We start from the raw sequence: 25,761 nt of genomic DNA on the forward strand, positions 1-25,761 counted from the left end.
CGTCTCCTTGTGCGAAGTCCTGTCGAGCAGGACACGAGTGAATCGGGAGCGAGTTGCTGTGTTCTGTTGACCGGGAGCTTAGGAGCTTGTGGCCCTGCATGATTTGTTCAACCGGCTACCGTTGACGGCCATGGATTGTTCTGTCGAACAACACGGTGCGATGGACGGAGCTGCCGTGGATGGAGCTGCCGGATCCGGTCGAGCAGCCGCTGTGCCATTGCGCCGGCTCCTCATCGCCGTGGCGGAGCCGCTGGTCGATGTGCTCGCTGCGCCTCGCGGATTCGACGTGGACGTGCGTGATGTCGTCATTGTCGATCCGGACGAGGAGTCCGGCACGCGCTCGGGCGACCTCGTGCTCGTCATCGGCGCGCGTGGTCGCTCCGCGGTCCGGTCGGTACGCGCGGCTGCTCGTGGGGGTGCGGCAGCGGTGGCGGTCAAGGTGGACGCCGATCAGGACGCGCGCGCCCTGCGCGAGACCGCCATCGACGGAGGAACCGCCTTGCTCGGGGTACGTCCCGAGGTCCGTTGGGAACAGCTCGAAGCCCTCGCTCGTTCCGCCGTCGACAACGCACGGCTGACCGCTGAGGCGGATGTGGGAGAGTCTCCGGGGGATCTGTTCTCCCTCGCCCAGACCGTCGCGACCATGACCGAGGGCATCGTCAGCATCGAGGACACCGCGAGCCGCGTGCTGGCCTACTCCCGTTCGGACGACGAGGTCGACGAGCTGCGCCGACTGTCGATCCTGGGGCGTCGTGGCCCGGAACCCTTTCTGGCGATGTTGCGTGAATGGGGTGTCTACCGGCGCCTTCGCTCCGGTGAGGAAGTCGTGCGAATCGACGAGCGCCCGGATTTGGGGATCCGGCGCCGGATGGCTGTGGGGATTCACGCAGGTACACAGCCACTGGGCACGATCTGGGTGCAGGAAGGGGTGCGCCCGCTGAGCGAACGAACCGACCGGGCGCTGTTGGGGGCCGCGCGCGTGGCGGCGCTTCAGCTCATCCGGCACCGCACGGAGACCACTGCGGCACCGCGCTTCCGCGAGAACCTGCTGACCGGATTGCTCGACAGCCGGATCGACGCCGAATCCGCGGCAGGCAGTATCGGCGCCGACGCCCGTAAGCCCGGCGTCGTCGTGGTGTTCACGCTGCGCCCCGATGAACGGGCCGGTTCCGCCGACCGGTCCGAGATCGAGCTCCAGCGTGCGGAGATGACCAGCCTGATCTCCGTGCACGCTGCTTCGTATCGGCGCAGCGCCCTGGTCACCACGATCGGTTCCCGCGTCTATGTCCTGTTACCCGACCTGCCCGATCGGTCGGCGGAGTCCGCGGTGGTGGGACTGACCAGGGAGATCGTGGCAGCGGCGAAGAGTCACCTGCGCGCGCGGGTCCAGGCGGGCATCGGTTCGGTGGTTTCCACGCTGGAGGAGGTTGCCGTGTCGCGGACCGATGCGGACCGGATTCTCGATGCGATGGCCCACGATGTGGAAGCCGAGGTCGCCACCATCGCCGATGTGCGATCGCGAGTACTGGTCAGCGAGGTACTGACGTTGATGCAGCACCACGAGCGGGTGCGTGACCCTCGAGTGGTGCTGCTGACCAACCATGACGTCGAGCACGGGACGGAGCTCGCCCGTTCGGTCCTGGCTTACCTGGAGGCCTTCGGCGAGGTGCGCAGGGCGGGCGGTTGGCTGCACATTCACCCCAACACGCTGCGCTACCGTATTCGGCGTGCCTGCGAACTCAGTGGTATCGACCTCGCCGAGCCCACCGAACGCCTGAGTGTCCACCTGCAGTTGTTGCTGGCCCAGCGGCACGGAGGTGCGGCACTGCGCTGCTTCCGGGAAGCATCGGATGCGTGGCACGCGTGACGGCAGCTCGGCACGATCGTTAATGTTCACGTCCGCGAGTCCCGATGCCACTGGAGGGCCGGATCGATGTCCAGCTATCGCACCGTCGTCGTCGGAACGGATGGCTCCCCGCCCTCGATGCGCGCGGTCGCCCGTGCTGCGGAGGTGACGCGCGATTCCGCGGCCGAGCTCGTGATCGTGTGTGCCTACTACCCGAGCAGCGAGCGGGAGGTGGAACGCGCCCGTGACGAACTCGGCGACGAAGCGTTTCAGGTGATCGGCGCGGCCCCGGCCGAGCAGACACTGCGGGAGGCCGGTGAGCATGCCCGTGCGGCGGGCGTGGACAGCATCAAGACGGTCCCTGTAGTAGGGCCGCCGATCAACTCGTTGATCGAGACGGCGTACGAGCATGCGGCCGACCTTCTGGTCGTGGGAAGTCGTGGGCTGAACACGCTCAAGGGACGCATCCTCGGGTCGGTCCCCTCGGAGGTGTCGCGGCGCTCGGACTGTGATGTACTCGTCGTTCGAACGGCGCGGTAGCCCGTGTCCTCCGAGAATCCGATCGAGCGAGTTCTGCTCGGCGGCGAACCCCGGTACCGCAAGGCGGAAGTGGCCGAGGCGACCGGGGTTGAGCTGTCGCGGGCGGAACGGCTCTGGGAGGCCATGGGTTTCGCGCACGTCCCCGACGATGCGGTGGTGTTCACCGAGTCCGACGTGACGGCGCTGCGCACGCTGCTCCAACTGGTTTCCGCCGAGGTCATCACTTCCGAGGTGGAGACGGCGGTGGCGCGGTCGCTGGCGCAGACCATGTCGCGGTTGGCGGAATGGCAGGTCGGAATCTTCAAGTCGGTTCTCGGGGAGAAGTTCGCCGACGACGTCGAGACGACCGCGCAGTTCGCGCAGGCGATCCTGCCGGTGATGGACCAGTTGCAGGGATACGTCTGGCGTCGCCACCTTGCCGCTATCGCGGGGCGGGAGCTCGAGGAGACCGATGCTCGAACCGACGAGCCGACGAGCCTGGTGGTGGGGTTCGCCGACATCGTCGGTTACACCAGACTCGTCCGCGACTTCAGCGAGATCGAACTCGCCGGGCTGATCGACGACTTCGAGGACCTCGTCACCCGGCGAATCGCCGAGAACCACGGCCGGATCGTGAAGACGGTCGGCGACGAGGTTCTTTTCGTCGCCGACACGGCGGCGAGTGCCGCCGAGATCGCCCTGTCGCTGAACGAGGGGATCACCGCGGAACCCAGGCTGCCGCCACTGCGCATCGGGTTGGCCAAGGGCAGAGTGCTGGCGCGGTTCGGTGACGTCTACGGGTCGACGGTCAACATCGCCAGTCGCCTGACCACGCTGGCTCGACCCGCTTCCGTCCTGATCGACCGGGAATGTGCCGACGCGCTCCGGGACCACCGCGAATTCTCCCTGGCCTCCATCGGTCCCACCAAGGTGCAGGGCTTCCGAGGCCTGCGTGCCTGGGCACTGCGCCGCGCCGCCTGACTCGGAGCCGCCTGACTCGGATTCGCCCGACCCACTCCGCCGGGCCCGCCGCACACTGCTGTGATCGATTACTCACGGGGAGATGCTGCCGACATCCGGTGATGGCCATAAGGTCGTGAGCCATGGGAGCCGATCGGGGAACAGCCACTACCCGCAGCCACTCCGCCGAGATCGAGGCCCTGGCGGCACAGTACGCACGGATCCCGGACTCGGACGAGGTGCGCTTGGCCAAGCCCACCTCGAACCTCTTCCGCTTCCGCTCGCCGTCGCGTTCGCCCGGCCTCGACGTCAGTGGCCTGAACCGGGTGCTCTCGGTGGATCCCGACAGCCGTACGGCCGATGTGCAGGCGATGACCACCTACGAGGACCTGGTCGACGCGACGCTGCCGTACGGATTGATGCCGCTGGTGGTTCCGCAGCTCAAAACGATCACGCTCGGGGGTGCGGTGGCCGGGCTGGGCATCGAGGCCTCCTCGTTCCGCAACGGCTTACCGCACGAATCCGTACGGGAAATGGAGATCCTCACCGGCGACGGACGGGTCGTGCTCGCACGGCCGGACAACGAGCACGCGGAGCTGTTCCGGGGATTTCCCAACTCCTACGGTTCGCTCGGCTACGCGCTGCGCCTGGTGATCGAGCTCGAACCGGTCGCGCCGTATGTCCGGCTCCGGCACGTGGGCTTCGACAGCGTGGCCGACTGCGTGGCCGCACTGTCGGAGATCTGGCGGACCCGGTCGTTCGAGGGCAGCCGGGTCGACTTCGTGGACGGCACCGTGTTCGACGCCGCATCGGTGTATCTGACGCTGGCGACGTTCGTGACCGAAGCACCCGAGCCGAGCGACTACACCGGTCGGCGGATTTACTACCGCTCGATCAGGCAGCGCACTGTCGATCACCTGCATGTACGGGACTACCTCTGGCGTTGGGACACCGACTGGTTCTGGTGCTCCCGTGCCCTGGGCGCCCAGCATCCGCTCGTGCGTCCGTTCTGGCCGCGGCGCTACCTGCGCTCGGATGTGTACCGCCGGATGATCGCCGCCGACCGGCGGTTCGGGTTGTCGGCTCGGCTCAACCGCCGGCGGGGACGACCTCCGGACGAGCCCGTGATTCAGGATGTCGAGATCCCGCTCGAGAGACTGGCGGAATTCCTGGAGTTCTTCCGCCGGGACATCGGGATCAGCCCCGTCTGGCTGTGCCCGGTCCGGTTGCGCGATCCCGACGGCTGGTCGCTGTATCCGATGGACCCGCGGACCCGCTATGTCAACGTCGGTTTCTGGTCCACCGTTCCGGTGTCACCGGGGCAGGACGGTTCGGTCCACAACCGGGCCATCGAACGCACAGTGACCGAATTGGACGGGCACAAGTCGCTGTACTCGACCTCCTACTACGACGAGGACGAGTTCTGGCGGTTGTACAACCGGCCTGCCTACCAGCGGCTCAAGGACCACTATGACGCATACGCCCGGTTGCCCGGGCTTTACGACAAGTGTGTGCGGGGTAGCTGACACAGCAGAGAGGAGAATCGGTTATGGATGTGGCGGGGGTGGTGCCACGTGTCCTGGGAGAGGACCTGCCGGTCGAGTTCCGTGCCTACGATGGCAGCCGCGCCGGGCGTGCCGGTGCCGACATCCTGCTGGAGATCCGCTCGCCGCTGGCGCTGTCGCATCTGGCGGCCTCGCCCGACGAACTCGGGCTGGCACGGGCCTACGTCACCGGGCATCTGGAGGTGCACGGTGACATGTACACCGCGCTGACCCGCTTCCCGGCCATCAGCCTGGAGGCGGTGCCCGGCCGTGTCCGGCTGGAGCTCATGCTCAAGCTCGCCGCGCACCGGCTGTGGTGGCCCGTTCGCCCGCCCGCGCACGAGGCGCGCCCGCATGGCCTGCGGCACTCCAAGAACCGGGACAGCCAGGCCATCTCCCACCACTACGATGTGTCGAACCGTTTTTACGAGTGGGTCCTGGGCCCGTCGATGACCTACACCTGCGCGGTGTTCCCCGACGCGGCGTCGACGTTGGAACAGGCGCAATTCGCCAAGCACGATCTGGTCGCCCGCAAACTCGGCTTGTCCGAGGGCATGCGTCTACTCGATGTCGGTGCCGGCTGGGGCGGCATGGTGCTGCACGCCGCCGAACACTACGGGGTACGTGCCCTCGGCGTGACCCTGTCCCGCGCACAGGCGCAGTGGGCACAGAAGGCCATCGCCGAGCGGGGACTCGCCGACCTGGCCGAGGTGCGCCACCTCGACTACCGCGATGTGGCCGAGTCCGACTTCGACGCGGTGAGTTCCATCGGGCTCACCGAGCACATCGGGCATGCGCAGGTTCCCGGTTACTTCGCCTTTCTCCGGGGCAAACTCCGTCCGGGCGGGCGGTTGCTCAACCACTGCATCACCCGTCCCGACGGCTCGCACTCCGCACGGACGGGCAAGTTCATCGGCCGGTACGTGTTTCCCGACGGGGAACTGGAGTCCCCTGCCGCGGTGATCTCGGCCATGCACGACAACGGCCTCGAGGTCCGGCACGAGGAGAACCTGCGCGAGCACTACGCGAGGACTCTCGCCGCGTGGTCGGCCAATCTCGAAGCGCAGTGGAGCGACGCGGTTCGTGAGGTGGGGGTTGAGCGGGCGCGGATCTGGCGCCTGTACATGGCCGCGTCGCGGTTCGGGTTCGAGCAGAACAACATCCAGTTGCACCAGGTGCTGGGGGTGCGCCTCGACGGCACCGAGGCACACCTACCGCTTCGTCCGGACTGGTGAAGAGCCGTTCCAGAAGAACCGACCGCTATCGGGTGTCGGTGAGCGAGACCGGGGGAACGTAGTCGCTGACGAAAGTGCGGACCCACCAGTCCCCGGTGGCGCGGCGTTCCTCTCGCGTACTGAAGCGATAGTGGAACATCCGGGCACGGACGAACGTCGGTGGCTGTTCCGGGAAGGGATTGTGCCGCAGCAGATTCAGCAGCTGCCGGTCGTTGCGCAGCAGCGCCTTCATCAATCCGGGAATCCACGAGCGTCCGTAGCTCGGGGAGATGGCGCAGAACCACATGAGCCAGTCCAGGCGCAGGTGGTAGGGGGCGATCTGCGGAGGACGCCGCGACGGGTCACCGGGCTTGCCGCGGAACTCGTACTCGCGCCAGTCCGACGAGTCGTCGGGATCGGAATCCGCCGTACCATCGATGATCACTTCGTAGCGCGTGCGGGTGACGCTGCCGAAAGCGCCGTAGGTGTTGCCCAGGTGCAGCTTGTTGAAGCTGCGGTTCATCACCTGTCGTCGTCCGAGCATGTTGCGCACCGGCCAGTAACCGAGCACGATCATCAGGGCCGTCATCGCCAGCACGGTGGCCCGGTGCCAGAGTGGCGTGGGGGTGAGTTCGGGCATCCCGACCGGCAGCACCCGCCCCAGCAGTGCGTCGTTCATCGCCGCGAAGGCCAGCACGATGGTGAGTGCGTTGAGCCAGGCGAAGTTGCCGCTGAGCATCAACCACGCCTGCGTGGCGATGATGATCAGCGCTGCCACATTGGCGGCGGGCTGTGGGGCGAACAGGACGAACGGCACGATCAGCTGAGTGCCGTGGTTGGCGACCACCTCGACCTTGTGCAGCCGGGGCGGCAGATGGTGGAAGGCACGGCTGAGTGGTCCGGGCATCGGTTGGGTCTCGTGGTGGTAGTACAGCGCCGTGAGATTGCGCCAACTGGGATCGCCTCGAAGCTTGATGAGGCCGGCCCCGAACTCGACGCGGAACAACAACCAGAGCAGGAGCCACAGCACCGGCGCGGGCGGCGTGGTACCGGACGGCCCCAGGAAGATCGCGAGAAAACCCGCTTCCAACAACAGGGATTCCCAGCCGAACGCGTACCAGATCTGGCCGATGTTGACGATGGACAGGTAGAGGAGCCAGAGCAGGCCCCACACGACCATCGAAGCCCACAGGGGCAGCTTGTTCACCAGACCGAGCACCGTCGCCGCGCTCGCGAGGACGCCGCACCACGCCAGCACCGCGAAGAACCGGTCGGAATAGTGCAGGTGGAACAGGCTCGGCGCACGACGAAAACCGGCCGAGGCGAGAAACCGCGGCACCGGAGTGAGTCCGTGCTCGCCGAGCAGCGGGCGGAACTGGTTCACGGCGGTGAGGAAGGCGAGCAGGTAGACAAGACCCAGCAGGTGCTGAACGATCGCCCTCGCCAGCCGGTAGTCGGGAGCCCAGAACCACTCCCAGGGCATCCTCGTGCCTCCGTTTCGTGCGCCTTCGTTCTGGGCGCCTGCGCCGTGTGGGAAGGGCTGAAGTTCGCTTGGACTTCGGCCCCTCCCCAGGCCACCGGAGACATCCTAAAGCGCCGAGCCGGAGCCATCAGGGCGAAATCCACCCCGATCGGGTGAGATGCGGGAGCCGCCTCCCGCGGTTACCGGTCGTCCCGCGAGATCGCGACCATCTCCTCGCGGCCGACGACCTTGATGCGCTCGCGGTCCCGAGCCTGCCCCAGCGACCGCTCGTGCGCGTCGAGCCGATTCCACCCGTCCCACGTGGTGTAGGGGACACCACGCTCGTCCAGAAGCTGCAGGATGTCGGACGGTTCCGGCTCGGCGTGCCGGAACCCGTCGCCGGCACCGGCGGTGTCGGCCAACAGGTTGTTGATGGTTTCCAGCGCGTCGCCCTTGGTGTGCCCGATCAGCCCGACCGGCCCGCGCTTGATCCAGCCGGTGGTGTAGACACCGGGGATGTGCTGTCCGTCGAGGTCCAGCACCCGACCGCCCTCGTTCGGCACGGTGCCCGTGTCGTGGTCGAACGGGACGTCGGCCAGCGGGGAGCCGAGATAGCCCACGGCACGGTAGAGGGCCTGTACGGGCACGGTTTCGAACTCGCCGGTGCCCTGCACGTTGCCGTCCCCGGTGAGTTCCATGACCTCGGTGCGCAGGCCTTCGACACGGTCGGTACCCAGTACTTCGGCCGGACGGCGCAGGAAGTGGAAGTGCAGGCGGCGCAGCGAGTCCGTACTGCCGTCGCGCAGGGCCCAGTCCTGCAGCGTCTTGACCACGGTCTTGACCTGGTTGTTGGTGCGGATGGATTCCTCACTGGCCTCGTCGAGCTCGAAACCCTCCGGGTGCACCACCAGTTCCATTCCCGGCTGGTGATCCAGTTCCCGCAGTTCCAGCGGAGTGAACTTGGTTTGCGCCGGTCCCCGCCGTGCGAACAGGTGTACGTCGGTGACCTGCGAGGACTTCAGAGCTTGGTAGACGTTGTCCGGGATCTCGGTGTGCAACAGGTCGTCGGCCTGCTTGGCCAGTACTCGTGCGACATCCAGCGCCACATTGCCCGCACCGACGACCGCGACGCTGCGGGCGTCGAGAGTCCAGTCGCGCGGGGCCTCGGGATAGCCGTCATACCAGGAGATGAAGTCCGCGGCCCCGTGGCTGTGTGGCAGGTCGATTCCCGGGATGTCCAATTCCCGATCGTCCTTGGCGCCGGTTGCGAAGATGACCGAGTCGTAGTGGTGCCGCAGATCGTCCAGCTTGCAGTCGACGCCGTAGTCGATGTTGCCGAGGAAACGGATGCCGGGTTTCTCCAGAATGCGATGCAGCGCATCGACGATGCCCTTGATGCGTGGGTGATCGGGGGCCACCCCGTAGCGAACGAGACCGTACGGTGCGGGCATCCGGTCCAGCAGGTCGATGTCGGTGGGGGTTTCCGCCTTGGACAGGATGTCCGCGGCATACACACCGGCCGGTCCGGAACCGATGATCGCTACTCGCAGTGGGCGGGTCACTCACGTCCTCCTGGTCCGTATGGGTGCCTGGTCCGGCCCGGAGCTCGGCCGGGATTGGTCGGCCGGGACAGCCGGAGTGGCTGAGCAGTGTCATGGCGCGTTACAACGCCCTCCCCACCCAGCTTAGGCATACCTAACCGGCAATCCCGTGATGTGAACCGGTGACTGCCCTTACAGGGATGGCGAGACGGGGATCGAGCACGGAGTGCACACGATGACGAACACGTTGTGTGTGTTTTTTGACACGCTCGGTATATACGGAAAGCTCCACGGACCGTGAGTGACCGGATGCGGGTGGTCACAGTAGGATCAGAGTTGATCTCTCGGCGGTGCTTGTCGAAAACTTCGGGCGCGGGCGACTCCGCCGTAGGGCGAAACGCCGCAGACAGCCGGCGCCTGCACCGCCGTGCGGGCCGCTCGGCCGAGGAGAAGGGAACATCCCATGGAGGACCGACCAAGCTGGTTACCCAAGGACGTCGATCTGGAAAAAGCCAGTGCGGCCCGTTGCTACGACTACTACCTCGGCGGCGCGCACAACTTCGCCGTGGACCGCGAGCTCGCCCAGCAGGTCGTGGCGAAGGTGCCGCAGATCAAGGCGCTGGCCCAGGACAACCGCGCTTTCCTGCGCCGGGCGGTGCGCTACTGCGTCAGCCAGGGGATCCGTCAGTTCCTCGACATCGGTTCGGGGATCCCGACAGTGGGTAACGTCCACGAGATCGCTCAGGAGGCCGACCCGGAGGCTCGGGTGGTCTACGTGGACAACGAACCGGTGGCGGTTGCCCACAGCCGGTCGATTCTGGACGGCAACGAACGCGCCGACGTCGTGCAGGGCGACCTGGCCGACGTGGCGGGAGTCCTGGCGTCCTCGCCGGTCGAGCGACTGCTGAACTTCGACGAGCCCATCGCGGTGATGATGGTGGCGTTGTTCCACTTCGTGCCGGACTCGGCTCAGCCGAAACGGATCGTGCAGCAGTACAGCGAGCGGATGGCCCCCGGCAGCTACCTCGGTTTCTCGCACCTGACGCAGGATGATTTTCCCGAGGCGGGACGGAACCTGATCGACTTGTACGCCAACAGCAGCAACCCGGGAACGCTGCGCTCGCGTGCCGAGGTCACGGGCTTGCTGTCCGATTTCGAGCTCGTCGATCCCGGCGTGGTCCACATCCCGGAGTGGCGACCCGACAGTCCCGAGGACCGGTGGGAACAGCCCGAGCGATCGCTGGGGTACGCAGCACTCGGATACAAGGTGTGAAACGTGGGTGACGGATCCGGTGGGGGTGACCGAGGGAGGCGGTCCATGACCGAACAGCGGGATCGGCGCGAGTTCGTCCGGCAGTGGACGCAGTCGGTCCTCGGCCACACTTACGTGCCGAAAGCCCGCCCCGAGGTCCAAGCTTTCCTGGACGAGTGCACCGGGAAACTCCTCGACTCGCTGGTGAGCGAACCGTTCTCCACCGGCCCGGCAACCGAGGTCGGTACCCGACTCGTCGATGTGCACATCGTCGACGGCAAGGCGCTGGAAGGCACCCTCGAACTCGTCGCGACGGACCTGCCGAAACTGGTCGAGCACCTCGACGGCGAAGTCCTGCTGTCCCGGATGATCGCACTGATCGGTGCGATCGGCCGGGGCTTCGCCGGGGGACTGCGCGTACGCACCCTGTCCGAGCAGGAGGTCATCAAGCAGGCGGTGCTGCAAGCCAGGGATGCCGCCGAGGAGGCGCTGCGGGCCAGCGAGGCCCGTTTCCGTGCGGTGTTCACCTCCTCGGTTCTGGGGATCGCCATCGTCGCCCTGGACGGCACGATCGAGGACGTGAACCAGGCCATGGCGAGCATCTTCCACACCTCGGGGGAACAGCTGGTCGGTGGCACCGTGTTCGACCTCGCCGACGAGGACTGGCTGCGGGATCTTCGGGAAGCCGAGGGACTGCTGGTTACCGAGGTCGAGCAGCAGTTCCGGCTCGACACCCGCTTCAGCGCCCACGACGAGAGCGTGGTGTGGACCGAGGTCTCGGGGTCCCTGGTGCACGACGCCCACGGCCATCCGGAGTACCAGGTGCTGCTCTACGCCGATATCACCGACCGGCGCATGCTCCAGGAGCAGTTGCACCGCCAGGCCATGCACGACCCGCTGACGGGACTTGCCAACCGGACACTGCTCAAATCGCGCATGGAGGCGGCACTCGCCCCGACGGAGGCCGGGCGGCGCGTCGCGCTGTGCTACCTCGACCTCGATGGATTCAAAGCCATCAACGACAGCCTGGGGCATCCCATCGGAGACGAGCTGCTGTGCGCGGTCGCACACCACCTGCAGGTGACCTGCGAGGAGGAGGGAGCGCTCGCCGCCCGGATGGGGGGTGACGAGTTCGTGGTACTCGTCCCGGACTCCCCCGGAGTGCAGGCCGTGCTGGAACTGGTCGAACGGATCCTGCGCGAGATCACCAGGCCCGTGCGGTTCTCCTCGCACGAGCTCACCGCCTCGGCCAGCGTCGGCGTCGTGGAGCGTGCGGTCGCCGGAACGGGATCGGAGGAATTGCTCAGCGATGCCGATCTCACCCTGTACCGGGCCAAGGCCGAGGGTAAGGCGCAGTGGGTCCTGTTCGATCCGGAGCGCAACGCCGCCGCGAAACGGCGTTTCAAGCTCTCGGCCACCCTGCCCGCGGCACTGGAGAACGACGAGTTCTTCGTGGAGTACCACCCGGTCGCATGGCTGGAGGACAACGGTCTCGTCGCGGTGCACTCCCGGGTGCGCTGGGATCATCCCGAGTTCGGTGAGCTCGATGCGGCGAGCTTCCTCGACATGGCCGAGGAGACCGGCGCGATCACGCGCCTCGGTAACTGGGTGCTGCGGCAGGCGTGTGAGCATGCCGCGCGCTGGACACGGACTCTCGGAGTGGCCGCCCCGGTGGTCGGCGTGGACCTGTCACCACGGCACTTCCGCGATCCCGAACTGGTCGCCGGGGTGCAGCGGATTCTGATCGAGACCGGGGTGTCCGCGCGGCAGCTTCGTCTGGGGATCCCCGAGTCCGCGCTGTTCGACGAGCAGGGCGATCCCGTGGACGTGCTGGACATCTTCGCGGAGATGGGCATCGGTCTGGTCGTGCAGGATTTCGGCAGCGACTACACGCGGCTCGCCCGGTTGCGGGGGCTGCCGGTGCAGGGAGTCGAGCTCACCGGAGACTACCTGGACGGTCTGGCAGACCCCGCGGGCCCGGATCCGTTGAACGAACACCTGGTGCACAGCCTGGTCGCCTCGGCACGGTTGCTGGACTTGGACGTCGTCGCCGTGGATGTGCGCACCGAGGAGCAGGCGAGGCGGCTGCGCAAGATGGGTGTGCACGTGGCGCGGGGAGACCACATCGGTGCCGCGGCCTCGGCGATGGAGATCGAGATCATGATCTCCGAACACGGTTATCCTGTCTCGTAGGCAGCGATCGCCTCCTCGCGGCGACCGGATGGTCCGGGATGCGTCACCCGGCGACGGGAGTCCCGATAGCATTGGGGGCGAAGTACGTCCACGCAGGCATCAACCCAAATCAGGTTCTCGAGGAGTGACCGTGTCCGTATTGCCACCCGAAGCCCAGCAAGCCCTCCGGGTGAAGGTGCCTGCGGGCACTACGGCCGGACACGCCATCCACGAGGCAGGGCTGCCCTCCAAAGGGGAAGACGCGATCGTCGTGGTCCGCGACGCCGGTGGTGCGCTGCGTGATCTCGACTGGGCACCGGAATCCGACGTCGAGGTGGAGGCCGTCGGCGCCAACACCGAGGACGGTCGCAGCGTGATCCGGCACTCGGCCGCGCACGTGCTCGCACAGGCGGTCCAGCAGCAGTTCGACGAGGCCAAGCTGGGCATCGGCCCTCCTGTCAAGGACGGCTTCTACTACGACTTCGACGTGGCGCGGCCCTTTACGCCGGAAGACCTGCAGGCGCTCGAGAAGCGGATGAAGCAGATCATCAAGTCCGGTCAGAAGTTCTCCCGCCGCCGCCTGGACTCGGTCGAGCAGGCCCGCGGTGAGCTGGCCGACGAGCCGTACAAGCTGGAGCTGATCGACCTCAAGTCGGGTTCCGAGGAGGTCGACACCAGCGAGGTGATGGAGGTCGGTGGCGGTGACCTGACCGTCTACGACAACATCGATCGCCACGGCGATACCGTCTGGGGTGACCTGTGCCGCGGCCCGCACGTACCGCACACGCGCTTCATCCCCGCCTTCAAGCTGATGCGCACCGCCGCGGCGTACTGGCGCGGGGACCAGAACAACCAGCAGCTGCAACGCATCTACGGCACGGCATGGGAGTCGAAGGAGCAGCTCGATACGCACCTGGAGTGGTTGGCCGAGGCCGAGCGCCGCGACCATCGCCGGATCGGGGCGGAACTGGACCTGTTCTCCTTCCCCGAGGAGATCGGCTCCGGGCTGCCGGTGTTCCATCCCAAGGGCGGTGTGATCCGTCGTGAGATGGAGGAGTACTCACGGCGCAGGCACGAGGAGGCGGGCTACGAGTTCGTCAACTCGCCGCACATCACCAAGGGCGGGCTGTTCGAGACCTCCGGTCACCTGCCCTACTACGCGGACACGATGTTCCCGCCGGTGGCCTTCGAGGGCGAGGACTACTACCTCAAGGCCATGAACTGCCCGATGCACAACCTGATCTTCCGGTCGCGCGGCAGGTCCTACCGGGAGCTGCCGCTGCGGCTGTTCGAGTTCGGCACCGTGTACCGCTACGAGAAGTCCGGTGTGGTGCACGGACTCACCAGGGTTCGCGGGTTGACCATGGACGACTCGCACATCTACTGCACCAAGGAGCAGATGCCGGGCGAGCTGCAGTCGCTGCTGTGGTTCGTGCTCGACTTGCTGGCCGACTACGGGCTGAGCGACTTCTACCTCGAACTGTCCACGCGGGACGACTCCCCGAAGTTCATCGGCGACCCGCAGGAGTGGGCGGACGCAACCGAGACGTTGCGCCGGGCTGCGGAGGAATCCGGGCTCGAGCTGGTGCCCGACCCCGGCGGCGCGGCGTACTACGGGCCGAAGATCTCCGTGCAGGCCAAGGACGCGCTCGGGCGGTCGTGGCAGATGTCGACCATCCAGCTCGACTTCAACCAGCCGAAGCGGTTCGGGCTGGAGTACACCGCCTCCGACGGGTCCAAGCAGCAGCCGGTGATGATCCACCGCGCGCTGTTCGGGTCGATCGAGCGGTTCTTCGGCGTGCTCACCGAGCACTACGCGGGCGCGTTCCCGGCCTGGCTCTCTCCGGTGCAGGTTGTGGGCATCCCGATCGCCGATGAGCACACCGAGCACCTGCGGGGGGTCAGCGAGGCTCTGCGGGCGAGGGGAGTGCGGGTCGAGATCGACAGCAGTGACGACCGGATGCAGAAGAAGATCCGTAACCACACCACCCAGAAGGTCCCGTTCCTGCTGCTGGCAGGTGGCAAGGATGTCGAAGCGGGCGCGGTGTCCTTCCGCTTCCGCGACGGCACGCAGCTCAACGGAGTGACGGTGGAACGCGCGGTGGATGCGTTGACCCGGTGGGTCGACCGCCGGGAGAACGCCTCGCCGACCGCGGAGAATTTCGAGGCGGAGCTGGCGTGACGGATCGGCACGACTCGAGACCCGGCTCGGGAGAACCGTCTCCGGACAACGCGGGCCAGGTGGCCCCGGGGGCGGACATCCCGACTCCCGGGAGTACCGAGGTTTCCGAGCAGCAGGGCATCGGTGTGCCCGATGCCCTGCAACGTCTGTGGACTCCGCATCGGATGTCCTATATCCAGGGGGAGAACAAACCGAAAGGGGAGCACAGCGACGGCTGTCCCTTCTGCCTGCTGCTCGACGGGCAGCAGTCCGACGACGAGACGCTCATCGTGGCCCGGGACGAGCTGGTCTTCGCGGTGCTCAACCTGTACCCGTACAACCCCGGCCATCTCATGGTGCTGCCGTATCGGCACGTGGCCGACTACACCGACCTGACGGCGGCGGAGACCGTCGCGGTCGCCGAGTGCACGCAGCGTGCGATGCGGGTGATCCGTAGCGTCTCGGCGCCGCACGGATTCAACATCGGTCTCAACCAGGGGCCGGTGGCCGGGGCCGGAATCGCCGCACACCTGCATCAGCACGTGGTTCCGCGCTGGGGCGGGGACTCGAACTTCATGCCGGTGATCGGCCATACCCGGGTGTTGCCGCAGCTGCTGGGGGACACTCGCCGGTTGCTCGCCGATGCGTGGCAGCGCGTGGCATAGGCTTCCCGGCCGCTCCGGTGCCGACTGCTCCGGTGCCGGTCGCTGCGGCTGCGGTCTTTTCCGGCCTGCCGGTTACTCCGACCTGCCGGGCACGGAATTTTTGCAGTTTCGCGCGAAACCGCATTTTTGTGATTTCGCGCGAAACTGCACACACGCACGGTGCGGCGCGGGCGCTCAGTTGCGCAGCGTCGCCTCGATCTCCAGTGTGATCTTGACCTTCTCGCCGAGCATGGCGCCACCGTCGGGGCCGACACCGAAGTCGGTCCGGTTGATGGTGGTGCTCGCCGACAGGCCGAGCAGCTTGCCGCCCTGGCCGTCGTCGGTGAAGCCGCCGAGTTCGGTCGCCAGTGATACCGGCTTGGTCACGCCGTGCAGAGTCAACTCGCCGTCGATGACCCAGTCGTCGCCGTCCTCGCGGATGGCGGTGGAGCGGAAGGTCAGCGTCGGGTGGTTGTCGACGTCGAGGAAGTCGGCGTTGCGCACGTGGGCGTCGCGGTCACTCTGGCCGGTGTTGATCGACGCGGCATCGATGGTCGCGGTCACCGAGGACTCCAGCGGATTCTCGGCAGTGACGATCCGGCCCTCGAACTTGTCGAAGCGGCCACGCGACCTCCCGACGCCCATGTGGCGAAGCGTGAACTCGACGTCCGAGTGCACGGCGTCGATGTCCCACGTGCCCGTGACGTAACCGGGGATCTGGGTGGTGGCGGTCATGGACAGCCTCCTTGGTAGTCGGTGTCGTCCCGCCCCGGGAACGAAGTTGAAGCTTCAATCATTCCCGCTGTGTCCGACGTTACTTCACGAGGTGGTTCGCAGGACCGTGTCCGCAGACCGCGATCTCCGGCGGCTAGGCTGCTGATGCGACACAGACGGTGCACAGCTGGCGGACACTTCTCACGATGCTCAACATCTTCGCGCGGGCTCCTGTTGCCCGGATCAGCGACCCGGTCGGTGCGTGGCTGGTGCGGCGCGGACTGTCCCCGAACGCCGTGACGGTAATCGGGACGGTGGTCAGTGTTATCACGGCACTGTGGTTCTTCCCGCGAGGGCAGTTGTTCATCGGCACCGTGGTGGTCACGCTCTTTCTGCTGTTCGACCTGCTCGACGGCGCGATGGCCCGGGCTCACGGGACGGTGACGAGGTTCGGCGCGGTTCTCGACGCGAGTTGCGACCGCATCGCCGACGGGGCTTTGTTCGGCTCGCTGGTGTGGTGGGCGCTTGTCGTGACCGATCACCACGCGCGGGGAGTGGGATTGCTGATCTGCCTGGTGAGCGCACAGGTGATCTCGTATGTGAAGGCCAGGGCCGAGGCACACGGACTTCGCGCCGATGGTGGACTGGCCGAGCGGGCCGAACGCCTCGTCGTGGTGCTCGTGGGAACCGGTCTGTACGGGCTGGGTGTGCCCCATGTCCTCGACATCGCGGTGTGGACTCTGGCGGCGGTGTCGCTGTTCACCATCGGTCAGCGCCTGTACGCCGTCCATCTCACGAGTCGCACGCTGGAGTGAGGTCAGGCAGGCACCAGCTCGCTCTCACCGGACCAGCAGAGATAGTCCTCGGTAACGTCGGCGTCCTCGGCGATGAGGTCGTCGTAGGCGTCGAGGTTGGGACGTTCGTGCTCATCGAGCGGCGTGATCGCGGCGTGATACATGCCGAAGGCCTGATGGTTGCGCGTCAGCATGGCAAGCGCCCAGTCGTGCAGCCGTCGCTGCGAGGTCGCGGCATCTTCGTGGCTGATCGGCTCGAAGCACACCAGTTCTTCGTAGGAACCGATCGAGTCCGGATTGACGATCCGGTGCAGCGCGAGGACGTAACGCATGGTGATCTCCCCATGGGGCGGTGGTGACGGACATTGGCGATAGGCTGAGCCTGCCGGATCAGCACGCAGCAAAATATACTTAGCAAATTTTGCTGACATAAGCACTCATTCGGGTGATGTTGACGGTGCCCGGGTCGGAGTTGTGAGGCGAAAGGGACGGCCGTGAATCACGTGGAGCTGCCGGAGATTCCGACGGTCAGTCCGACCGTCGGTCGACGCTGGCTTGCAGCGGAGATCCGTCGGCTCCGTGAGGCGGCCGGTTTGAAGCAGGGCGATGTCGCCAAGCGTCTGCGCTGCGGTACGGCGAAGATCGCGCACATGGAGAGCATGCGCAACACCATCAGCGGTCCCGACCTGGAGCTGATGCTCTCGTTGTTCGGCGTACCCGCGGAGCGTGTCGACTGGTATCTGCAACTGGCCGACTTCGCCAAGGAAAGAGGCTGGTGGGATGGTAACCGAGCCGTTCCCGGCTGGTTTTCGCTTTACATCGGACTCGAATGGGGTGCCGGTGAGATTCGCGAATGGGAGATGGGCTTCCCACCCGGTATCTTGCAGACCCGCTCCTATATCGAAGCCTTGATTCGTTCCGAGGACGGTCCGTCCGAGGTCGTGCTCCAGGAACAGGTTGCGGCGCGTCTGCGGCGACAGGAGGCGTTCAAGCGGACCGAACATCCGCTGACCGTGCACGCGATTGTCGACGAGGCTGCGCTGCGACGACGTGTCGGTGGGCCGAGGATCATGCGCGAGCAGTACGAGTACTTGGCCGAGGTGCAGGCCACGGCGAATGTCACGGTTCAGGTGATGCCGTTTGGTGCCGGGCAGCATCGCGGGCATCTTGGTTCTTTTCAGTGGCTGGGGTTTCCGCGTGCGGGTGATCCGGGCGTGGTGTACGTGGAGAATCAGCGCGGCGGCCTGTACCTGGAGGAAGTCGAGGAGATCGCCACGTTCAACGGCGTGTTCGAAGCTCTTGCGGAGCAGGCGCTTTCTCCACCGGACTCCACGAAGTTCCTGACCGATCTTGCCAAGGAGACAGTGTGATGGACTCGCACATCCGGGATGCGACGCTGCTGACCGATGTGGCGTGGCGCAAGAGCACCCACAGCGGGCAAGGCGGCGGTCAGTGCGTCGAGGTGGGTGCGGTGCCCGATCTGACCGACGTGGTGTGGCGCAAGAGCACCCGCAGTGGCCCCAATGGGGGTTCGTGCGTCGAGGTGGGTGCGCTCCCCGAGCAGTCCGTGACTGCGGTGCGGGACTCGAAGGATCCGGGTGGCCCCGCCCTGCTGTTCGGTTCCGCCGAGTGGGCAGTGTTCGTGCGCAGCCTGCGCTGACGGTGTCCGCGCTGCCGAGCTGCGCTGCCGGGGGCATCCCCGCGTTGTCGAGATCGCGGGGAAGGGATCTGGCCGGAGCCTTCCGGGTTATGCGGCGGTTTTCGGCTGTATCGTTCTCCGTGATCACCTGATCGTGTAATGGTGAACTGGTGTTCGAGTGTTGAGAATGAAAGGCATGAAACCAGAGTTGGATCTTCCCCGGGCGAATCCCTGCGAATCGGGTCTCACCGACGTGCCGAGCATGCGGGCACCGGCAGCCTGTTCGGACGGCGAGCTCCTCGCGGAGATCCGCGAGTGCGAGGCGGTGGTGCGCCGGGCACTGGCGGAGCAGTATGCCCTGATGGCCGAGGTCGAACGCCGTGGCCTGTACGGGTAGGCCGCAGTTTCCCGGAGGGTTCAGCCGGAAACTGCGGCCGGCGAGAGCCCGCTCACCCGGGCATCGGATCGTAGCGGCTGAAGGTGCGGGTGAAGCTGGCGCTGCCCGAACTCAGCGAACGGACGTTGACCGCATAGCGGGCGAGCTCGCTGGCGGGGACATGCGCGCGTACGACGGTCCAGCCGACGTCCTCCGGTTCGGTACCGACGACTTTGCCGCGACGGCCGGACAGGTCACCCAGAACCGCCCCCAGATGTTCGTCCGGGATGTGTACCGCCACCTCGTCCACCGGTTCCAGGGTGACCAGGCCCGCCTGCTCGGCGGCTGCTTTCAACGCCAGCGCTCCGGCCGCCTGGAAAGCCGCGTCGGAGGAGTCGACACTGTGCGCCTTGCCGTCGGTCAGGGTCACTCGTACATCCACGATGGGGCACTCGGCTTCCAGGCCCCTGTCGAGTTGCCTGCGCACGCCCTTCTCCACGCTGGAAATGAATTGTTTGGGTATCGCGCCGCCGACGATCCGGTCGGCGAACTCCATCCCCGACCCCCGGGGTAGCGGTTCCACTTCGATGTCGCACACGGCGTACTGGCCGTGGCCGCCGGACTGTTTGACGTGGCGGCCGTGCCCCTGGGCCGGGCACGCGAAGGTCTGCCGTAGCGGCACCCGCACCGGTTCGGTGTCGATCTCGGCGCCTCCCTCACGCAAGCGCTGCAGGACCACATCGGCGTGTGCCTCGCCCATGCACCACAGCACCACCTGGTGCGTCTCGGTGGCTCGGTCCAGCCGGAGAGTGGGATCCGCGGCGACGACCCGGTTCAGGTTGCGTGCCAGCGTGTCGTCGTCGCTGCGGGTGCGGGCGGTGACCGCGATCGGCAGCAGCGGCTCCGGCATCGGCCACGGCGCCAGCAACAGCGGGTCGGCCGGGTCGGACACGGTATCGCCGGTCTCGGCCGAGACGAGCTTGGTCACCGCGCACAAATCACCCGCGATACAGCGAGGTACCGCACGAAGACTCGATCCCAAGGGGGAGTACAGGTGCGCGACGCGTTCGTCCTCGTCGTGATCGGGGTGCCCCCGCTCGGTCATGCCGTGCCCGGAGACGTGCACCGGCCGCTCCGGCAGCATCGTGCCGGAGAAGACCCGCGCCAGCGAGACCCGTCCGACGTAGGAGTCGACCGAGGTGTGCACCACTTCGGCGGCGAGAGGTCCCGCCGGATCGGCGGCCAGTGTCCGGGGATTCCGGCCCTGGGAGTCGGTGAACTCGGCAAGCACGTGTTCCAGCGGCGACGGAAACCCGCGGACGATCCCGTCCAGGAGTTCGGTCAGACCGAGCCCCGTCTCCGAACACACCGGCAGGACCGGATGCAGGCCGCCGCGGGCGACGGCCGATTCCAGGGACCGGATCAACGTGGCTTCCTCGATCTCCTCCCCCGCGAGGTAGCTGTCCATCAGGGCCTCGTCCTCGCTCTCGGCGATGATGCCCTCGATGAGCTCGTTGCGGGCTGTGCCGAGCCGTTCCCGCATGCGTTCCCCGTCCGCCGCGGCGCTCGCCCCTGCAGGAGTGTCTCCGGGAGCGGCGGTCAACACCCCGGTCAGTCCCCCGGTCAGCCCCGGTGCTCCCCTGCCGCCTGCCTGTGGTGTGCTGTCCTCGCGTGGCAGGTACAGCGGCAGGACCCCTGCCCCGAAAGCTTCCCGGCACGCTGCGATCGCGGCATCGAGATCCGCACGGGGCTGGTCGAGGCGGGAGATCACGACAGCCCGCGGCATGGCGACCCGCGCGCACTCCTGCCACAAGGCTCGCGTGGCGGGATCGACTCCTTCGCCCGCTGCGATGACGAACAGGGCCGCATCCGCCGCACGCAGCCCCGCACGCAGTTCGCCGATGAAGTCGGCGTATCCGGGGGTGTCGACCAGGTTGATCTTGGTATGGCCGTGCTGCAGTGGCGCCACCGCGAGGCCGACGGACCGTTGCTGCTCGATTGCCGCAGCCTCGTGGTCACAGACCGTGGTGCCCTCGGTGACCGATCCCTGCCTACCGATCGTCGACGTGGTCGCCAGCAGCGCTTCGACGAGGGTGGTTTTGCCTGCGGAAGAGGGGCCGACGAGTACGACATTGCGAAGGGCGGCCGGATCCGCAGGGGCCGGTGCCGCAGGGCTCCCGCCGGTGCTGCTCTGCTTGTTGCCCATGGGTACTCCCCGCCCGAATCGCCATCGGTCACCTTGATTGTGGTACCGATCACACACCGATCGGGCGAGTCGTGCAAGGGCGCTCACCGCCATGGCGCAGAGCCGAACCGCTTCGCGGTGACGCAAGCCTCGTCCACTTGCCCAAGTGGACTACTCAGAAACCCCCGCAGTGGACCGTGGGAGAGGGCCAATTCGTTCCTAAGCTGGATACGGCAGGGTATTTCAGCCCCTGCTGTATCAGGACTGCGATACCGACGACGGAGAGGAAAGGTCGAACGTGACTACCGGCCCCACCCCAGCCAACAATGCCGCCCGCGACGCTGTGACCGGCACCGATGGGGTGAAACGCGGTATGGCCGAAATGCTCAAGGGCGGAGTGATCATGGATGTGGTGACTCCGCAGCAGGCCGCGATCGCCGAAGAAGCCGGCGCCGTGGCCGTGATGGCGCTGGAGCGCGTGCCCGCCGACATCCGTTCGCAGGGCGGCGTGGCGCGCATGTCGGACCCGGACATGATCGAGCGCATCGTGGAGTCCGTGTCGATCCCGGTGATGGCCAAGGCCCGTATCGGGCATTTCGTCGAGGCACAGGTGCTGCAGTCGGTCGGTGTCGACTACATCGACGAGTCCGAGGTGCTCACCCCCGCCGACGAGGCCAACCACATCGACAAGTGGCCGTTCACCGTGCCGTTCGTGTGTGGTGCCACCAATCTCGGTGAGGCGCTGCGGCGCATCTCCGAAGGTGCGGCCATGATCCGCTCCAAGGGCGAGGCGGGCACCGGCAATGTCGTCGAGGCCACCCGGCACATGCGCCAGATCCGTGCGGAGATGCGCCGGTTGTCGGTCTTGGACAGCGATGAGCTGTACGCGGCTGCCAAGGAGCACCGGGTTCCGGTGGAACTCGTGCGCGAGGTTGCCGAAACGGGCAAGCTCCCGGTCGTTCTGTTCACCGCCGGGGGGATCGCCACTCCGGCCGACGCGGCGATGATGCGGCGGCTCGGTGCCGAGGGTGTTTTCGTCGGCTCCGGGATCTTCAAATCCGGCGACCCGGCCCGCCGTGCCGAGGCCATCGTCAAGGCGACCACGTTCTACGACGATCCGGACATGGTCGCCAAGGTCTCGCGCGGACTCGGTGAGGCCATGGTCGGCATCAACGTCGACGATCTTCCCGAGGGCCAGCACTACGCCCAGCGCGGCTGGTGACCCGGCACCTGCGGTGACCCGGGGAGGCCGGTGCCGAGTGCGGGGTCCGGGACCGCGTGTGCGCGGATGAGCCGGTTGTCGGCTCAGGCATGCTCCATGACCAGGACTGCCGTGGTTTCGGGCTCCAGCGCTTCGTACAGATGCGGAACGTCGCCGGAGAAGGAGATGTAGTCCCCCGGCCCGACCTCGACGGGGTTCTCCTCCGGCCCGGTGCGCATCCTGCCCGCCGTGACGATCACGTGCTCGACGGCTCCGGGAATGTGGGCGGCGGCGTGCCGGGCAGCTCCGGGTTCCAGCGTCAGCAGATGCAGGTCACGGCGGGCGCCCGCCGGGCACGCCGACAGCAGTGCTGCGGCGAACGGGGACTGTTCCGACCGCACGACGGAGGCCTGGCCGGACCGGATGATCCTGACCTGCGGTGCGGGCGGATCGACGAGCCTGCTGAAGGGGATACCCAGGGCCACGCCCAGTGCCCACAGGGTCTCGACGCTGGGATTGCCACTGCCCGCCTCGAGTTGGGACAGGGTCGACTTGGCGACCCCGGCGCGCTTGGCCAGTTCGGACAGGGAGACTCCGGCACGGTCGCGCTCACGACGCAGCGACTCGGCGATGATGTCCAGCGGGGCGGATCTGCCGGGATCGGATCTGCCGGGATCGGATCTGCCGGGATCGGATCTGCCGGGATCGGTTTCGGCTTCGGTCATCGGCACTCGCTTGTGTTCGGCATAGCGGTCATTACGTTCGGTTTGACGAACGAGTCTCTGGTGTTCAGAATAACGAACATGAGTTCGCTCAGTCGAACGCGTGGCAGCCGTGGGGGCCTGGGCAGCGCGTTTCTCGGGAAGATGCTGTCGATGGCGGTGGCCATGTCGCTCGTCGGCTGCTCACTCGGCGCCATCGCGGTGAGCAAGGGAATCCCGCTGTGGCTGGTGACCCTGATGGCGGCGTTGGTGTTCGCCGGGGGGTCCGAGTTCATGGCGGTCGGACTGATCTCCGCAGGAGCGGCACCGATCACGGCGGTGGTGGGTGGTCTGATGCTCAACGCCCGGCACTTCCCGTTCGGTCTGGCGATCGGTGATGTATTGGGACGAGGATTGCTCGCCCGCTTGCTCGGCAGTCACATCATGGTCGACGAGGCGGTCGCGTTCGCGCTGGCCGAGCAGGACCCGCAACGACGGAGACGCGCCTACTGGATCGCCGGTCTCACCGTGTACGGCGTCTGGGCTCCTTCTGTCCTCCTCGGCGGTCTGCTCGGGCAGCGGGTCGGCGACCCGGCCGCCCTCGGGCTCGATGCGGCCCTGCCTGCCGCATTGTTGGCACTGGTGATGCCCTCGCTGCGGGACCGTCCGACCCTGCGGGCCGTCGTGGTCGGTGCGGCCGTTGCGGTGGTGGCGACACCGCTACTGCCGGAGGGACTACCCGTGGTGGCCGCGCTGATCGGTGTGGCCGCAGCGGTGCCGACACCGAAGAGCAAGTCCGCGGCAGCCGGAACAGCGGGAACACCGGAAGCGGGAACACCGGAGCGGGGGAATGCATGACCGTCGGTGTGGTGTTGATGCTGGCAGCCGGAACCTACGCGCTGCGAGTGGCAGGCCCGCTACTGCGGGACCGAGTGCGGTTGTCTGAGCGATGGCAACGGTTGCTGTCGATCGCCGCGATCACGCTGCTCGGTGCGTTCGTGGTGACCAGCGCCTTGTTCGAGTCGGGCGGTTTCGCGGGATGGGCACGCGTGGCAGGGGTCGCCGTCGGCGGCGTGCTCGCCTGGCGTCGAGCCCCCTTCGTCGTCGTCGTGCTCGCCGCGGCAGCGACCACTGCAGGCCTGCGTGTCCTGCTGCCCGGATGATCAGGTCCCGTGCCCGCCCCTCACCGGCCCCGGACATTGTCGACCTGCGTAGATCCAGGAGAATGACGACGTGACCACAACACAACCGGTGATCGGTGTGCTCGCTCTGCAGGGAGGCGTGGCCGAGCACCTGGCGGCGTTGGAGCGTGGCGGCGCGGTTGCCGAACCCGTCCGCCGTCCGGAGGAACTCGCCGGCGTGCACGGCCTCGTCCTGCCCGGCGGTGAGTCCACGACGATGACCCGCCTGCTCGATACGTTCGAGCTCTTCGAGCCGATCCGGGAGCGCCTTGCGGCAGGAATGCCCGCATACGGTTCCTGTGCGGGTATGGTGCTGCTGGGCAGTCGGGTTCTCGACGATCGTTCGGGGCAGGATGGTCTTCGTGACGCCTCTTCGGCGGCTTCCGTGCGTCCGCTGGCGGCGCTCGATGTCGTGGTGCGGCGTAACGCCTTCGGCAGGCAGGTCGACTCGTTCGAGACCGACCTGGACTTCGAGGGGATCGACGGAGGTCCTGTCCATGCCGTGTTCATCCGGGCACCCCTGATCGAGAAGGTCGGCTCGGACGTGCAGGTGTTGGCCACCGTGGCTCCGGCAGAGCCGACCCCACCGGAGCGGGGTCGGCAGGAATCGTCCCGGTCGGAGCCGGACGTCGCGGCGGCGGAGACATCCGCCGGTACGATCGTTGCGGTTCGGCAGGGACCCGTGCTCGCCACCGCCTTTCACCCGGAACTGGTCGGTGGGGACGAGCGCGTGCACCGCCAATTCGTGCACATGGTCCGCGCGTGCTGAGAGCATTCACCGCTGCGTGGGGATCGTGCTGTCGTAGAAAGACGGAGGAGAGATGAGCGGCCACTCCAAGTGGGCCACCACCAAGCACAAGAAGGCCGCCCTCGACGCCAAACGCGGCAAGCTTTTCGCGAAGCTGACCAAGAATGTCGAGGTCGCCGCGCGTACCGGCGGGGGAGACCCGGAAGCCAACCCGACTCTGTACGACGCCATGCAGAAGGCGCGCAAGAACTCGGTGCCGCAGGACAACATCGAGCGTGCGCGCAAACGTGGCGCCGGCGAGGAAGCAGGCGGCTCGGACTGGGAAACGGTGATGTACGAGGGGTACGCGCCGAACGGTGTCGCCGTGCTGATCGAGTGCCTGACCGACAACCGCAACCGGGCGACCGGGGAAGTGCGCACCGCGATGAATCGCCACGGCGGTTCCATGGCCGATGCGGGTTCGGTGTCCTACCTGTTCACCCGCCGGGGCGTGGTGGTCCTGCCGAAGAACGGACTGAGTGAGGAAGACGTGCTCGGCGCCGTGCTCGATGCAGGAGCCGAAGAGATCAACGACCTCGGTGAGAGCTACGAGGTGCTGTCCGAACCGAGCAACCTCGTCGACGTGCGCAAGGCACTCCAGGCCGAGGGCATCGAGTACGACTCGGCGGACACCAACTTCCTGGCCTCGGTCAATGTGCCACTGGACGCCGACGGGGCGCGCAAGCTGTTCAAGCTCATCGACGCCCTGGAGGACTGTGACGACGTGCAGAACGTCTTCGCGAACTTCGACGTCAGCGATGAAGTGATGGCAGAGGCCAGCGCGTAGAAGTTCGCGATCGCGGCTGTGCTGGATTCCACGTCAGCGATGAAGTGATGGCAGAGGCCAGCGCGTAGAAGTTCGCGATCG

Annotated in this window: 24 protein-coding genes; 18 read left to right on the forward strand and 6 right to left on the reverse strand. The window is 66.9% G+C overall.

From position 1 onward, the window contains the following. The first annotated feature begins 160 nt into the window (after positions 1-160). The 5 genes from JOF55_RS17100 to JOF55_RS17120 all read left to right on the forward strand — a co-directional run bounded on the left by JOF55_RS17100 (position 161) and on the right by JOF55_RS17120 (position 6,104). On the forward strand, positions 161-1,867 hold the full coding sequence (locus tag JOF55_RS17100; protein WP_374727532.1) for a PucR family transcriptional regulator: 1,707 nt from the start codon (positions 161-163) through the stop codon (positions 1,865-1,867). A 66-nt stretch (positions 1,868-1,933) separates the two neighbouring features. Then, positions 1,934-2,386, forward strand: a complete 453-nt coding sequence (locus JOF55_RS17105; RefSeq protein ID WP_310275432.1) for a universal stress protein — start codon at positions 1,934-1,936, stop codon at positions 2,384-2,386. A gap of 3 nt (positions 2,387-2,389) precedes the next feature. Then, on the forward strand, positions 2,390-3,346 hold the full coding sequence (locus tag JOF55_RS17110; RefSeq protein ID WP_310275434.1) for an adenylate/guanylate cyclase domain-containing protein: 957 nt from the start codon (positions 2,390-2,392) through the stop codon (positions 3,344-3,346). A gap of 122 nt (positions 3,347-3,468) precedes the next feature. Then, a complete protein-coding gene (locus JOF55_RS17115) occupies positions 3,469-4,851 on the forward strand; it encodes an FAD-binding oxidoreductase (protein WP_310275436.1) in 1,383 nt (460 codons plus the stop codon). Between the two features lie 23 nt (positions 4,852-4,874). Further along, positions 4,875-6,104 (forward strand): class I SAM-dependent methyltransferase, encoded by a 1,230-nt coding sequence (locus JOF55_RS17120; RefSeq protein ID WP_310275438.1) that lies wholly within the window; start codon positions 4,875-4,877, stop codon positions 6,102-6,104. 25 nt (positions 6,105-6,129) lie between these two features. Here JOF55_RS17120 and JOF55_RS17125 read toward each other — a convergent pair whose 3' ends face one another. Both JOF55_RS17125 and JOF55_RS17130 read right to left on the reverse strand, forming a co-directional pair. Beyond that, positions 6,130-7,566: a lipase maturation factor family protein gene (locus JOF55_RS17125; RefSeq protein WP_310275440.1), complete on the reverse strand. Its 1,437-nt coding sequence runs from the start codon at positions 7,564-7,566 to the stop codon at positions 6,130-6,132. Positions 7,567-7,745: 179 nt separating this feature from the next. Next, entirely contained in the window at positions 7,746-9,107 is a 1,362-nt protein-coding gene (locus tag JOF55_RS17130; RefSeq protein ID WP_310275442.1) for an FAD-dependent oxidoreductase, read from the reverse strand. Between the two features lie 442 nt (positions 9,108-9,549). On the opposite strand from JOF55_RS17130, the gene JOF55_RS17135 reads away from it, so the two are divergent. The 4 genes from JOF55_RS17135 to JOF55_RS17150 all read left to right on the forward strand — a co-directional run bounded on the left by JOF55_RS17135 (position 9,550) and on the right by JOF55_RS17150 (position 15,336). Next, positions 9,550-10,359 (forward strand): SAM-dependent methyltransferase, encoded by an 810-nt coding sequence (locus tag JOF55_RS17135; protein ID WP_310275444.1) that lies wholly within the window; start codon positions 9,550-9,552, stop codon positions 10,357-10,359. Positions 10,360-10,404: 45 nt separating this feature from the next. Beyond that, a complete protein-coding gene (locus JOF55_RS17140) occupies positions 10,405-12,531 on the forward strand; it encodes a putative bifunctional diguanylate cyclase/phosphodiesterase (protein WP_310275446.1) in 2,127 nt (708 codons plus the stop codon). A gap of 130 nt (positions 12,532-12,661) precedes the next feature. Continuing rightward, positions 12,662-14,692, forward strand: a complete 2,031-nt coding sequence (gene thrS, locus JOF55_RS17145; protein WP_310275448.1) for a threonine--tRNA ligase — start codon at positions 12,662-12,664, stop codon at positions 14,690-14,692. 77 nt (positions 14,693-14,769) lie between these two features. Next, a complete protein-coding gene (locus JOF55_RS17150; protein ID WP_374727533.1) occupies positions 14,770-15,336 on the forward strand; it encodes an HIT family protein in 567 nt (188 codons plus the stop codon). Positions 15,337-15,510: 174 nt separating this feature from the next. Here JOF55_RS17150 and JOF55_RS17155 read toward each other — a convergent pair whose 3' ends face one another. After that, the gene (locus JOF55_RS17155; RefSeq protein ID WP_310275452.1) at positions 15,511-16,050 is read right to left on the reverse strand and encodes a YceI family protein; all 540 of its coding nucleotides are present in this window, start codon (positions 16,048-16,050) and stop codon (positions 15,511-15,513) included. Between the two features lie 185 nt (positions 16,051-16,235). Here JOF55_RS17155 and pgsA point away from each other — a divergent pair, with 185 nt between their 5' ends. Further along, entirely contained in the window at positions 16,236-16,844 is a 609-nt protein-coding gene (gene pgsA, locus JOF55_RS17160) for a phosphatidylinositol phosphate synthase (RefSeq protein WP_310275454.1), read from the forward strand. 2 nt (positions 16,845-16,846) lie between these two features. Here pgsA and JOF55_RS17165 read toward each other — a convergent pair whose 3' ends face one another. Then, positions 16,847-17,155 (reverse strand): hypothetical protein, encoded by a 309-nt coding sequence (locus tag JOF55_RS17165; protein WP_310275456.1) that lies wholly within the window; start codon positions 17,153-17,155, stop codon positions 16,847-16,849. A 162-nt stretch (positions 17,156-17,317) separates the two neighbouring features. Between JOF55_RS17165 and JOF55_RS17170 the strand changes: the two genes are divergently transcribed. From JOF55_RS17170 to JOF55_RS17180, 3 genes are all read left to right on the forward strand, one after another. Next, complete coding sequence (locus tag JOF55_RS17170; protein ID WP_310275458.1) at positions 17,318-18,193, forward strand: helix-turn-helix domain-containing protein; 876 nt, start codon at positions 17,318-17,320, stop codon at positions 18,191-18,193. Further along, positions 18,193-18,483 (forward strand): DUF397 domain-containing protein, encoded by a 291-nt coding sequence (locus JOF55_RS17175; protein ID WP_310275460.1) that lies wholly within the window; start codon positions 18,193-18,195, stop codon positions 18,481-18,483. Before JOF55_RS17170 ends, JOF55_RS17175 begins: the two co-directional genes overlap by 1 nt. Before the next feature lie 175 nt (positions 18,484-18,658). Continuing rightward, positions 18,659-18,859 carry a hypothetical protein gene (locus JOF55_RS17180; RefSeq protein WP_310275462.1) on the forward strand — a complete coding sequence of 67 codons (201 nt, stop codon included), beginning with the start codon at positions 18,659-18,661 and terminating at the stop codon, positions 18,857-18,859. Positions 18,860-18,911: 52 nt separating this feature from the next. Here the strand turns inward: JOF55_RS17180 and JOF55_RS17185 are convergent, their stop codons facing one another. Then, positions 18,912-21,044 (reverse strand): elongation factor G-like protein EF-G2, encoded by a 2,133-nt coding sequence (locus tag JOF55_RS17185; protein WP_310275464.1) that lies wholly within the window; start codon positions 21,042-21,044, stop codon positions 18,912-18,914. 277 nt (positions 21,045-21,321) lie between these two features. Here JOF55_RS17185 and pdxS point away from each other — a divergent pair, with 277 nt between their 5' ends. After that, positions 21,322-22,245, forward strand: a complete 924-nt coding sequence (gene pdxS, locus JOF55_RS17190; protein WP_374727298.1) for a pyridoxal 5'-phosphate synthase lyase subunit PdxS — start codon at positions 21,322-21,324, stop codon at positions 22,243-22,245. 83 nt (positions 22,246-22,328) lie between these two features. On the opposite strand, the gene JOF55_RS17195 is transcribed toward pdxS, so the two are convergent. After that, positions 22,329-22,949 (reverse strand): helix-turn-helix domain-containing protein, encoded by a 621-nt coding sequence (locus tag JOF55_RS17195; RefSeq protein ID WP_310275466.1) that lies wholly within the window; start codon positions 22,947-22,949, stop codon positions 22,329-22,331. 78 nt (positions 22,950-23,027) lie between these two features. Here JOF55_RS17195 and JOF55_RS17200 point away from each other — a divergent pair, with 78 nt between their 5' ends. The 4 genes from JOF55_RS17200 (at position 23,028) to JOF55_RS17215 (ending at position 25,680) form a co-directional block, all read left to right on the forward strand. After that, on the forward strand, positions 23,028-23,783 hold the full coding sequence (locus JOF55_RS17200; protein ID WP_310275467.1) for an AzlC family ABC transporter permease: 756 nt from the start codon (positions 23,028-23,030) through the stop codon (positions 23,781-23,783). Continuing rightward, positions 23,780-24,088: a branched-chain amino acid transport AzlD family protein gene (locus JOF55_RS17205; RefSeq protein ID WP_310275469.1), complete on the forward strand. Its 309-nt coding sequence runs from the start codon at positions 23,780-23,782 to the stop codon at positions 24,086-24,088. Before JOF55_RS17200 ends, JOF55_RS17205 begins: the two co-directional genes overlap by 4 nt. A 70-nt stretch (positions 24,089-24,158) precedes the next feature. Beyond that, the gene (gene pdxT / locus JOF55_RS17210; protein ID WP_310275471.1) at positions 24,159-24,875 is read left to right on the forward strand and encodes a pyridoxal 5'-phosphate synthase glutaminase subunit PdxT; all 717 of its coding nucleotides are present in this window, start codon (positions 24,159-24,161) and stop codon (positions 24,873-24,875) included. A gap of 52 nt (positions 24,876-24,927) precedes the next feature. Then, positions 24,928-25,680 carry a YebC/PmpR family DNA-binding transcriptional regulator gene (locus tag JOF55_RS17215; protein ID WP_310275473.1) on the forward strand — a complete coding sequence of 251 codons (753 nt, stop codon included), beginning with the start codon at positions 24,928-24,930 and terminating at the stop codon, positions 25,678-25,680. The last annotated feature ends 81 nt before the right edge of the window (positions 25,681-25,761 follow it).

Source organism: Haloactinomyces albus (assembly GCF_031458135.1).
GTDB lineage: Bacteria > Actinomycetota > Actinomycetes > Mycobacteriales > Pseudonocardiaceae > Haloactinomyces > Haloactinomyces albus.